This window comes from Puniceibacterium confluentis, from assembly GCF_007923445.1.
GTDB classification, from domain to species: domain Bacteria; phylum Pseudomonadota; class Alphaproteobacteria; order Rhodobacterales; family Rhodobacteraceae; genus Puniceibacterium; species Puniceibacterium confluentis.
Window position 1 is genome coordinate 1 of record NZ_VOJI01000112.1, and the last position, 571, is coordinate 571.

Below are 571 nucleotides of genomic sequence, written 5' to 3' on the forward strand. Positions count from 1 at the left end.
ATTCTTTTGCAAGAGCTTTTCAAAATTTACATGGCTTAACGCCGTCTGAAGCCAGAATTAATGGCCGTTCACTTAAAGCATATCCACGAATGGCTTTCCAGTTATCAATTAAAGGGGGAAGTGAAATGAACTATCGAATTGAAGAAAAAGGGGCATTCCGCATCGTTGGTATCCAAAAAAGAGTTCCCATTATTTTCAACGGAGTCAATCCAGAGATTGCTGCGATGTGGGAAAGTTTAGATGGTGAAACGATCAATAATCTTAAAAGAATTTCTAATATCGAGCCTATGGGGTTGCTTAGTGCATCCACGAACTTTTCTGAAGGTAGAATGGAGGAAAAAGGGGGGCTTGATCACTATATTGGCGTTGCAACAACAAAGGAGTGTCCGGATAACCTAACACAACTTAAAGTTGCTGCCTCAACATGGGCAGTATTCGAAGCAATCGGATCATTTCCTGATGCGCTACAAGATGTGTGGGGACGTATTTATTCCGAATGGTTTCCATCCTCAAACTATGAACAAATAGAAGGCCCGGAAATCTTGTGGAATGAGAATAAGGATATAACCTC

At 41.0% G+C, this 571-nt stretch carries 1 protein-coding gene; it reads left to right on the top strand.

Annotated features, from left to right (window positions below):
- Positions 1 to 571: GyrI-like domain-containing protein (locus FOY53_RS24275; RefSeq protein ID WP_146592548.1), on the top strand; the 571-nt coding region annotated here is incomplete at both ends.